The sequence below is a fragment of the Candidatus Berkiella aquae genome (assembly GCF_001431295.2).
GTDB lineage: Bacteria > Pseudomonadota > Gammaproteobacteria > Berkiellales > Berkiellaceae > Berkiella > Berkiella aquae.
Genome location: NZ_LKAJ02000001.1, coordinates 789,557 through 800,885 on the forward strand (window position 1 = coordinate 789,557; position 11,329 = coordinate 800,885).

The 11,329-nt window shown below is 36.6% G+C and carries 7 protein-coding genes; all 7 read left to right on the top strand.

The features are described from left to right. On the top strand, positions 1-948 hold the full coding sequence (locus tag HT99x_RS03755) for a phosphotransferase (RefSeq protein WP_075065605.1): 948 nt from the start codon (positions 1-3) through the stop codon (positions 946-948). 138 nt (positions 949-1,086) lie between these two features. Further along, positions 1,087-1,836, top strand: coding sequence for an endonuclease (locus HT99x_RS03760; protein WP_083482816.1), 750 nt, complete (start codon positions 1,087-1,089; stop codon positions 1,834-1,836). 254 nt (positions 1,837-2,090) lie between these two features. Continuing rightward, on the top strand, positions 2,091-3,182 hold the full coding sequence (locus tag HT99x_RS03765; RefSeq protein WP_075065603.1) for a RhoGAP domain-containing protein: 1,092 nt from the start codon (positions 2,091-2,093) through the stop codon (positions 3,180-3,182). 318 nt (positions 3,183-3,500) lie between these two features. After that, on the top strand, positions 3,501-6,443 hold the full coding sequence (gene wip / locus HT99x_RS03770) for a Dot/Icm T4SS effector Wip (RefSeq protein ID WP_075065602.1): 2,943 nt from the start codon (positions 3,501-3,503) through the stop codon (positions 6,441-6,443). A 136-nt stretch (positions 6,444-6,579) separates the two neighbouring features. Next, a complete protein-coding gene (locus tag HT99x_RS03775; RefSeq protein WP_075065601.1) occupies positions 6,580-7,365 on the top strand; it encodes an SDR family oxidoreductase in 786 nt (261 codons plus the stop codon). A 658-nt stretch (positions 7,366-8,023) separates the two neighbouring features. Continuing rightward, the gene (locus HT99x_RS03780; protein ID WP_075065600.1) at positions 8,024-9,193 is read left to right on the top strand and encodes a J domain-containing protein; all 1,170 of its coding nucleotides are present in this window, start codon (positions 8,024-8,026) and stop codon (positions 9,191-9,193) included. 36 nt (positions 9,194-9,229) lie between these two features. Further along, positions 9,230-11,170 carry a leucine-rich repeat domain-containing protein gene (locus tag HT99x_RS03785; protein WP_075065599.1) on the top strand — a complete coding sequence of 647 codons (1,941 nt, stop codon included), beginning with the start codon at positions 9,230-9,232 and terminating at the stop codon, positions 11,168-11,170. Positions 11,171-11,329: the final 159 nt, after the last annotated feature.

An 11,329-nucleotide genomic window follows, 5' to 3' on the forward strand; every position in this document is an offset into this window, starting at 1 on the left:
ATGCAAGCTGATATCAATCCAACCTATTTAACGAATATTGAAGCATTCTATGATATTCGTATTAAAGCATGCATCAATGGTCCTCAACAATTCGTTGCAAAAACCTATATATTAACAGATGAGAATAAGTCGCTTTATTTTTGTAAAGTGATTAACAATGAATTGCTTGCCCCCGGGATTATGGCTACCCTGCCTGTTGTTGAAGAGATGTATCAAAAAGGTATTGAAAATATAAGTTACCCTATTCGGGGTGGGAATTGCTTATATCTATTACAAGACGATACCCTGATTGTCCTTTATGATTATATTGAAGTGAAACAAAGCTTTGATTATAGCCCTTTTGCTTTAGGGAAAAATATTGCAAAAGTGCATGCAATATCACCGCGCATCAATGCAAAAGCACCGATAGAATCCTTTACCTTTCCTAATAAAGCTTTATTCATGCAGCGAATGGAAAATACCCTCAATTCACAAAGTACCGATCCTGTTATTCAAGCATTAAAATCACTTTTACAAATGCATGAGGCACAAAATCAACGTTATATCGCTGAGCTTGAAACATTAGGTGAACAATGTCAAAAAAAACATGAAGCTTTAGTCATTACGCATGGGGATATTGCCACCAATATTTTAGTAAAAACCCCCGATGATATTTACATTATTGATTGGGATGAAATGCGACTGGCACCGGCAGAGCGTGATTTATGGATGAAAGAAGAAGTCGCTGGTTTCCTTGAGGGCTATCAATCGGTGCGACCTGACTTTCAAGTAGACAAAACCTATCGTCGATTTTGTATTCTGCAATACTATTTTGAAAGAATGAATTTATACTTTTCTGATATTTTAAATACTTCTGCGAGTGACGATTTTAGATTAAAACGCATTGAACGATTAGCACAAGGCAAAATGGCAGGGTGGAACTTGCATAAAGTTGAGGTAACACCTTAAAATGGCAGAGTGAATCCTGCATATTGAAGTATTTAATGCAACATAGAGATGCTCGTTACAAGCTTATACAGAGCTGCTAATATGCTTTAGCATTATCAATGCTATCTCCTATAACAATAATAATAAGCAGAGCATCCTATGATAAAAAAGCACTTGAGGATCTTTTTATTTCTTAATCTATTCTTAATGATTTTTCCATTAGCCGCTGAACATCCTAAAAGTTTTCAAGAGGCCAAAAAGCAGGCTAAATTAATCTGGCTAGATTACCCTGAAACCCTTTATTGTGGTTGTAAATTTGATTCGCAGTTAAATGTCGATCATGGAAGCTGTTCTTATACGCCTGGCGATTCACGAAGAGCACATCGCGTGGAATGGGAACATTTGGTGCCAGCATCATGGTTCGGAAAACAAAGGGAGTGTTGGCGAGAACCTATTTGTGAAGTGAAAGAAGGTAAAAAATATAAAGGACGAAAATGCTGCGAAAAAAGTGACAAAGAATTTCGTAAAATGTATACCGATCTTCACAATTTGGTACCATCAGTCGGTGAAGTCAATCAAGCAAGAAATGATTATCGCTTTGGTGAATTTTATCCAGAATCTAAAGAACAAAAATATAATTTTCATGGTTGTAAAATTATTATTGATACCCGATATCGGGTTGTTGAGCCACGCGATGAAGCGAAAGGCTTAATTGCGCGTGCGCATTTATATATGGCCGATACTTATGCTTTTAAGCTGAGTGATACTCAAGAAAAAATGTATCAACGTTGGAATAAAAAATATCCCCCTTCGCAATGGGAAGTTGAGTGGAATAAAAAAGTAAAGGCGGTTCAAGGCAATGATAATGAATATATTTCGCAATATCACGCTAAACGGAAGTATGTTTAGCATGCTTGCCCTGCGTAGCTTCTTAAGCGAAGCAGGGGACTGCGGAAATCTTATATTCGACAACCAATCATCCTATTTTACCTGCTATTCATCTCTTCTTTTATACCGGTATGTTAAATAATCCCTTATTTATCAGGCTACTAATCATTAATAGTGCTCTTTCTAAGACTATTTCCGATGTGAAACCCCTTAGATTATTGATAAATTTAACTCACTTACTATTAGACAATATATTTTAACAACGGGGAAACATCATGGCAGCTGAAGGTCCAATTCAACAAACATTACGTGTATTTGAATCAATCAACGCGCATTTCTTAGCACATCCAGAATTATTAAATACCGATGGTATTTTCAGAATTTCATCAGGTGGCCGCACGCATATCGATTTAGTAGAAAATATTCAAAATCATAAAAAAATTGATTGGACTCAATATTCAGCTTATGATCTTGCGAATGCACTAAAGTATACTTTATTACAAGTCAAATTATTGCCAGCAACCGATGTGCGTGTAAAATCATTGGTGGAAAAGTTAGAAAGTGGCAATAGCCAAGGTGCTTTTTTAGATTTTATTAACAGTTTAGACACAAACAATAATGATAGAGAAATCGCACAAATTTTAAATATCGCGCTTGATATTAGTCGCCGTACAGCCATCCAGCAAAAATATAACCGTATGACACCTTTGAATTTAGCGGTTGTTTGGGGACCAGCAATACAAGACAGTCTTAGCATGGAACCAGCAGGCAAGGATTTACATGCGAACGTTTTTTTCACCATGAATTTAGTCAATCCCGCCGTTGAAGAAGCGATTGAAGCTGGTTTAGCAAAAGTCGTACCAGAAGTATTAGAATTAAGACAAAGAACACTTGCCGATGCTGAAGCTGCTTATCAAGGTGCTACTGCAATGTTGAAAATTGCGGCGCCAAAAATGGAAGCGTTACGTATGCAAGAAATGGAGTTGCAAAAGGCTTTAGCCGTTCATGAATCAATGTTAGAGAAAGGAAAATTATCACGCGCTGAAAAGAAAAAATTAAAAAATGAGATTATACCAGAGTATAAAAAAGCTATTGAAACACTTCAAAAACAACTTGATAACTGGAAGGTAGAAGCTAAACGTCATTTAAAGATTATGACTGGATTTGAAGAACTTTTTAAATTGATTACGGGATCTTGTGATCGCTTAGTAGGGATGTTGGGTGATAGAAGCGCTGATGAAGCTTTGATGAACGCAGCCCCTGTGTTTACAGTTCAATTTGACCAGCAGGATGCTGAGCAAACACATGAACAAGAAGAGCAAGCAAAGATGCAAGAGCCAGCATCGGCAGAAAGAGCACGACTCTAAAAGAAGAATAACATTCCCCTTGAAGAGGTTTAGAGTAGAATGCTTTAAACCTCTTTTTTTTCGTCATTGAAAAGTGCAATAACATTTGAAAAAAATACAACACGCTATCATTCTGCTGACAGAATAATTCTCAGCTTTATATTTTAAATACTAAGAAATGTTCTTAGATTAAACAATTTTGCTAATAACCTGTCCATTTTTTTATCACGCTTATCTGAATAAAATTCAAATGTATTTTTATTTTTCAACATTGTCACTAACATGCCACTTATTGTTGAATAAATAAATAGAAATAATTTGAAATTTTAGAGGTTTTTGATGTCGAATATACAGTACAACACGCAAGTTGATATTAATTCATTTCCTGACAGAGATAGTGCTCATGTCGCTAAAAGAGGAACTAAATTCACCATGGGCGATCTTCATGGTAATGCTTTAAAATTGATGTATATGTTAGTGCGTCATGGCGTGATAAAAATCTCCAAGACAGATTATGAGGCATTTGTTGAAATTTATTACACTGCTCCTGAAGAGCTGACAAAAGCGCAATTAAATAAATTTAATGAAATATTATCTTCAACGAAAGTAAATGCTGAATCAGCTATCAACTTGGTAGGAGATGTCGTTTGCGACAGAGGAGAAAATGATTATTTTACACTAAAGATACTTAAAAAGCTGCATGACAGTCATGTTCCTTTTGAGATAAATTATTCAAATCACGATGCTGATTTTGTCACAGCCTATGAAAGTCAAGAACAATTTTATCCCGGAATGTTAATGCATTTTGGGGTCTCGATGTCTAATATGCAAAGGCTAATTGAAAAGGGTTTAATCAGCCGTGAAGAAGTACTTGAAATGACTGATTCGGCCTATAAACCTCATTTGAAATTAATAGATTATGCCTTAAGTGATAACGAAATTTCTATTTCAACCCATGCTGGTGTGGGCTTGAAAAATATTCGATTCGTTGCCAATAAATTAGGCATTGCTTACGATGATACTTCTGCAAATGCATTAGCGGAAACGATTGACCGCATTAATCAGAAATTTTCAAATGATTATGTTATGACGAATAGAATGGGTGAATTAATTGAGCAAGCTATGTTAGCTCACGGTTTCTATGGTATGAATTTTGATCTTGAACAGCAAGAAAAATTTCCCATAGAACATATGATTTGGAATCGAAATTATGTTGGCCTAGATAGGCCAGCTGAACACAATGGATACAAAATTAATTTTATACATGGTCATGATAGTAGCGAACCAAGTCATGATAACATAATCAATGTAGATAATATGCTTGGAAAATCAACCTATCATCATGAGAATATTTATAACGTATTGTGCCAAGACAACCTGCCTGTAATAGAAGTAGAGCCTGCCATTAAGGCGACTAGCGATGTATCAACGCTGTTTAATAAAATTGGAGATGCTCATTATAAAGCAACTTACCCTGAAGAACATGCAAGATTGGCCCAAACTTATCTAGATTATTGCTTTGAACATGGCTTGCAAAAAGGGGCAATTAAAGCTTTAGCTCAAGGTGCCCATTTTACCGTTAAAATGTATCAACTATTATCCAATGAAGCATATCGTCAAAATAACCCTAAAATGATTAAAGCGCTTAGGACTTATTTACGATCAAAAAGAAAACCTGTTGCAAGTTCAAGCCTCAACCCGCAAGATACACTGTTACAAGCTGTTATTAACGGTCAAGATAAACAAATCCAGAATGCGTTGAGAAAAGGGGCTGTTTTCACAAAAGTGATGTTTGCGAAAGTAAGTGACCCGATCTATAAAGCCACTTTCCCGGAAGCGCATAAAATATTGACACAAGCCTATTTGGATCATTGTCTTCAAAATGGTTTACAAAAAGGAGCAATAATCGCTTTAACTCGAGGCGCACATTTTACGACTAAAATGTACCAATTATTATCGAATCAGGCATACCACCAAAATAATCCCAAAACCATTGCGGCGTTAAAAGCTTATCTACAAGCAAAGCGACAATCATCAAGTTCGCAACAGAGTGTTCATGCGGCTACCTCACAACCTACACTGCCTGTAAGTGTTGCGCAAACATCAAGTGCTCAAAATAGCCTAGATATTCCCTTGGGAGATGGTTTATTTCGCGATCTTGGTTTGTCTCATGTAAAAATTGCACAATTGCGAAGAGAACAAGCATCGAACGTTATTATTCAAAATGCGTTTAAGGTGATTGAAGAGGCAGACAAAGGCTTTCAAAGTGATATTCGCTACCTAACCGACTTTATTCATAGTAAAAGAGATTCAACTCGGATAAGTGAAACCGATGTGGTTAAAATGATTGATGAAGACGTCTCCATTTTATGTAGCAACCGAAGCTTATTTGGTAGTGGTCAAAATCCTAAAACATGGTGTGTTCAAAGATTATTGGATGATGAAATCTTAACAAAGGCAAAAAGGATGATCCAAAATCATCCAGAGTTATTAGATGGGCGACTACCAAAGCCTTTAAAAGAATATAAAAGTCGCGAAGTTTCAGTGTTAAAAACTGCGCTGATCTATTGTTCTTTAGCGAGAGATGAGAAAAATTTTTTAATGAGGAATGTGAAAGGTGCTTATCGCTTAGAGCTAAATAGTGCGCAAAAAGAAGCGGTTAAAAATATGCACATTGTGCGTGGAATGGATACTCTGTACCTTTATGCCCCTTTAAACAGTTATGTTTTAAGAGCAACTCAAATTGAAAAATTAAACTCTGGCGATAAAGTCATGATGGGTGATTGTAGTGGCTATGTTACCAATGTTCTTAAAGAATTATTTGGTAAAGAATATCCCCGATTATTCACCTATGATTTGGCATGCTTCCATGATTTCAAAATGAGAAGAAGGCAAAGCTTATCTACCCAAAACCAAGGACCTATTATTTCAGGTGACGGAGAGCATTCAGCTTTAACGAGACAAGAAATCGACAATTCTGATCATTGGCGTTCAAATCATGCACGTGAATTTGATTATTTAGATAGTCGTTTGCAAACTGTAAGTGATATGAAAAATATCAAAGCAGGAGACTTAATCATTTGGAGGAATAAGTCGACAGTAGATGGTCGAGGTCACCGTGGTATTAATGGGCATGTTGGGGTTGTTCTTGCAGCAGATCCTGCGCGCAATACCGTGAGTTTAATGGAAAATACAGCCGGGAGTGCATATGGGTTAGGCATTAAGAATGTACCTATCGTTTCTGAAGGCACTACAACTCGCATTTTGCGTCCAAAGATTTAGTATTTACACCCCATGCATTGACGGTAACACTGTTCATACATGGGGCTTTTTCTTTTACTTATCTTGCATTCTTGCTTTGATCTAGCGTTTAATATGGGCATTGACTTAAAATAACCGATAATAATAAGGAATAGGGATGTCGTATCGATTTTTAGTGACTTGCGCAACTGGAGATATTGGCAAAGAGCTGTGCCTTCATCTCGCAACAAAAGGCCATGATCTGATTATCACTGCGCGTGATAATGAAAAAATAAAAGCCTTACATGACAATATCGTAAGACAGTTTCCGCAATGCAAAGTCGATTATTTTTCTGCCGATTTAGGCAAACCAGAGACGATGGTAGAAATTATTGCCCAAGCCAAAAGCCTTGGTATCGATGGCGTGGTGTTGATGCCACCCAGACCGCCGATGATGCCATTTGAGCCCATGGAGCAATTTAATACGCTCAATAAAGCGATGCAGGATTGTGTATCGGGCCCACGTTATTTACTGCAACAGTTATTTCCTTGTATGGAAAAAAGTGATTTAAAATCAGTTATTGTGGTTTCTGGTACATCGAGTAAACAAGCTATTTCCAATCCTGATTGGGAAGCGTTTAATGAAGTGAGAATGGCATGGGTTGGTTGTGTGAAATCACTCGCTGATACGCAAGGGCCAAATGGGTTCCGATTTAATACGGTTTCGCCTGGGCAAGTATTGACGCCGACCTATGTTAAAAAACTTGAACGTGAAGCGGACACTATGACCAAGCAATATGAGGAAGTGTTACGAGAAAAAGCAGCTAGTACTCCCTTGAGGAAATTAGCCAGCATTCAAGGTGTGGTTAAAACCATTTATTTTTTCCTAAAATCGACCGGGGCAAATGAAATTACAGCAAATAATATTCATGTCGATGGGGGAACAATACGGCCGTATTATTAAATTTAATTTGGTCTTATTTAACTTCTACTGCCTGCGACTCATCGGGCTCTGTTACATAAATGCCAGAAGTTAAAAAGATAAGCAGCGGAAGCTGCGGTATTTAATAGCCCCGGGTAAAACGAACGAGCCGTAAGGCAAGTGAGTGGAACCCGGGGTAATGTAGTCTCTATCATTTGAACTGCGGAAGCAGTGAAACAATGATTGTGTCACCGGTGCCCCGGTTGGAATGGAAAGAAAATTCTATACCCCGGATTCCAAGCAATTTTGCTATCGCAAAATGCTTTCCAGCCGGGGCTAGCGAATTTCCTCGCTGCCGCGAGGCTATTGTAAAGGTTCTGTAAATCGTTGATACAAATCGTGTGTAATGAGATGATTCGCTACGCTCAGCTATTTGCAATTCTAGAATATTCGCTTAAAAAAGAAGAATGTTCGAAAATACATCATTCTCAAAATAGTTGTATGCACACCCATTTTTCTGGTCCATAAAAATGTAATTTCTTTGAATTCTCCTTTTAAGGTTATATAATCCGCCTTCACTTTTTTCAAGGTTGAATAAGCTTAATAAGGAAGTTTCTAGTTTGCTTTCCATCTCTCAACTAATCTCCCAATTTAATCTTTTCAATCATATTCATTGTATCCATCATTTAGGTAGAAAAAAATGCTGAATCAGTTATTTAGCGCTATCAGAAGACCCATAAACTGGCTTGCCTCTGCTGTTTCAAGAGGCATTACCACGATTAATAATGGTTTTAAATCCCTTTTTGTGAATAGCATGTCAATTGATACCTTTTTGGTAATCGCTAAATACCTGCCTATCGGTGGGTGGTTGGTGCATGAAAAGCCAGATGAATTTGGAACAAATTCAGTGCATACAGCGATAAGAGAAAAAAATAAAGAGAAATTACGAACAATTTTAAGAACAGCATCTGCATCTGAAGAAGCTGTTCACAAATATTTATTATCAGAAAATGTCATTAATCAGTCGCCTATCAGTCGAGCACTTATCGTTAGTCGAAATCAGCCTGGTTATTTGAAAATTTTGTTAGAAGCTGTAAGGCCTGAAAAAAGATTATGGTTGATACAACAAGTTAAACATTTAGGAGACGATTTTGTTTTTAGTCTTGTGCTTAAAAATAGTAAAACAATTGAGAATGTGATGCTCACATTACCTGGGCAGGATAGATTTAAATTGATGAACAATTTAGATAGAGATGGTGATACACCTGCAATGGTGCAGTTAAGTTCTGCTGCAAGCTATTCAGAGATGCGAGCTTTTATGAAACATTGTCCGCAAGAGAAAGCCTTTTCATATTTAACAAAAATTAACAAAAAAGGACAAACGGCTTTAATGTGTTTATTGGCTATTTCTCCTAAAGTAAGGGTAGATGATTCTTTTGCCTATGTTTTAAATTTAATTCCTAAAGAAAGAAGGAAAGCGTTTTTAGCTTCTCATCATCAAGGCGAAAAGCTGATGTTGCTTGCTGATGCAGATGGAAGAACAGGGGTTAAAGCCCTCTTGAGAAAAGAGGGTATTGAAATGCCCAAATTGGAGACTAGTGCTAAGCGTTCATCTAAACAATTATTTGAAGAATGGGAAGCTAAAGAAAAATTTAAAGAAATGCATGGCGTCTATCCTTTAGTTGCATTGAGCTTGGAAGATAAAGTTTGCCCAGAGAAAGAGATCAAAAGGGCTTATCATCTCAAAATGTTTAAATATCACCCTGATCGTAATAAAAAAGAAAATGCTAAAAATAAAACACAAAGAACCATTGCCGCTTACGAATTTTATAGTAAACCAGCAACACGCAAGAAGTATTTAGGTCGTTGATAGACAATATAACAAATCATAGAGAGAACTTTTTCAATGTTAAGTATGATTACAGGTTTTTGGTCCAAAAAAGCGGTTACATTAACACCTAAGCAAGAAGTAGCATCAATCGAAAAGCAAATAAAAGCACTTGAAGCTAAGATTGATCTTAAAAAACCTTTTGAAGGAAAAGCTCGAAGATTGTCTAAAATAATTGGTGGCACCGCCATAGGAGCTAGCGCTGGAACTGCTACGGGTATGTTTTTTTTCTCTACCACACTCATACCTGTGTTGGGTGTCTCTGCAATTGGTGCGTTTGGTGCAATGGCGCTTGTACGTTATTTTAACGGGGGGTTGAGCTTAATTGACGAGAATAGAATTACTTTTGAAAAAATTAATACTCATACAAAAGAATTAGTGGAAGCAAAAATTGATGTTATAGATAAAGCAAAAAATGGCGATATTTGTGATTTCGTGTTCAATTATAAGCATTCGTCTGAATTGAAGACAAAGGACTCCAAAGAAAGAAAAAAAGAACGAGGCACAAACGATCTAGTTCAAGAAAACAAAAAAACATTAAAAGATGATGAAGCCATTATTCCAGTGAAAATGGATAGAAAGAAGCTCTCTTCATTAATGGCTGTGTTACAGAGAAAGGTTTCTAGAGGTGCAAATTTTACTCTAAGAAAAATTGATATCAGTGATGCTTCTTTAACTGACAGAAAACTTGACGAATTATTGGCAGCAGGGTTAGGGGCGTTTAATACTGAAAGCTTAATTTTAGGAAGCAATGCTTTGACCGATGAGGGCGTTGAATTTCTCAAGAAATGTATAGTTGATGAAAATGACTCTTTTCAAAATTTAAAAAAATTAAGTTTGCAAGGAAATAAGTTAACGCATGCTTGCTTGCCGCATCTTTTGGCGATAGTTCAGCATTTAAATCTGCAAAAATTAGTTTTATCAAATAACCCATCATTGGCTAGTCATTTAAATGAAAGAGAAAAACCCATCCCAGGCACTGAAGCGCCAATGGCTGAATTTTTAAGACAAACACCTTCTAAAATGTCTAGCTTAAGAAAGCTGAAGCTTAGTAATACCGGATTGCAGGCAGCACATGCTCAAGCCATTGGAAATGTATTGCGAAAATCTGCTTTGCTTCAATCGTTAGATATACAACGTAACAAAGGTGTTACCTATAGAAGCATCGCTGATTCTGTCAAAGGGCAAGGCTTAGAAAAAGCGGTTTCTTTAGAAGAAATGCATAGTGACCATGACACAGTGTTAAATGCCGCAAGGATATTGAGAAAGCGTGACGCTGCTTTTAAAGGCTGTACTGATGATAAATTAGATGAGACGCCATGGGCTCTTCATCTTATTAACTACAAAATGGAGCATAAAAAATTACCCTCGACAGCAGCAAAATATTTGAGTAAAACTGCTTTTAGCGTAAATACCATTCAACAAATTATTGAAACTATCCAAGATGCAAGAACACAGCATTTAGGCATAAAGGAAGGAATGTCTATTGCTATCACACAGAGAGAGTTGATTGCTTATTATTCAAAGAATCTTCATGCACTATATAGAAAAGTACGAGCAGGGGATGCAAATGATGACGTTGAGAGTGAGCTTATTGATAATATCAGAGAAGTGAAAAAACCGAAGCAGCAGCGTCGTGTTTCATCAAGAAAAGAAAAAAATGAAATTAAAACGTCTGAAAAAACAAAGCGAAGTGCGCCACGTAAACCAGAGTCAAGAAGTCCTAAAGCAAAAATATTAGCACTTCCTGCTCTCAAAAAAGTAGACACACAAGATACAAAAGTTCCTGTTGTGGTAACACCATCGCAGCCTAAGGTATTGCCCCAATTTAATGCTGCAAAAAATGCAAGTTTACGAGCTGAAATAGAAAAAAACTTGTCTGCTTATTCATTATCTAGGAATCCTCAATTGAATAAGAAAACGCCACCTAATCAAAAAACCACTCGATTTAGAGTATAGCAGCATAATTAGTAATAAAATTGAATATAAAGCAGGGAAGAAGTCGTAATGAGTAGAGCTAAAGAAAAAAACCCATTGCAAAAAAAAAAGAAGTAAAAGAGAAGAAAGTTTCTTTACTTGAGTTGGCGAAAGAGAAGAAATGGCAGAAAATTTTAAAAT

Coding starts and splice junctions, on each gene's coding strand:
- HT99x_RS03775 (WP_075065601.1), top strand. CDS start 6,580: ATGTCGTATCGATTTTTAGTGACTTGCGCAACTGGAGATATTGGCAAA.
- HT99x_RS03785 (WP_075065599.1), top strand. CDS start 9,230: ATGTTAAGTATGATTACAGGTTTTTGGTCCAAAAAAGCGGTTACATTA.
- wip (WP_075065602.1), top strand. CDS start 3,501: ATGTCGAATATACAGTACAACACGCAAGTTGATATTAATTCATTTCCT.
- HT99x_RS03765 (WP_075065603.1), top strand. CDS start 2,091: ATGGCAGCTGAAGGTCCAATTCAACAAACATTACGTGTATTTGAATCA.
- HT99x_RS03780 (WP_075065600.1), top strand. CDS start 8,024: ATGCTGAATCAGTTATTTAGCGCTATCAGAAGACCCATAAACTGGCTT.
- HT99x_RS03760 (WP_083482816.1), top strand. CDS start 1,087: ATGATAAAAAAGCACTTGAGGATCTTTTTATTTCTTAATCTATTCTTA.
- HT99x_RS03755 (WP_075065605.1), top strand. CDS start 1: ATGCAAGCTGATATCAATCCAACCTATTTAACGAATATTGAAGCATTC.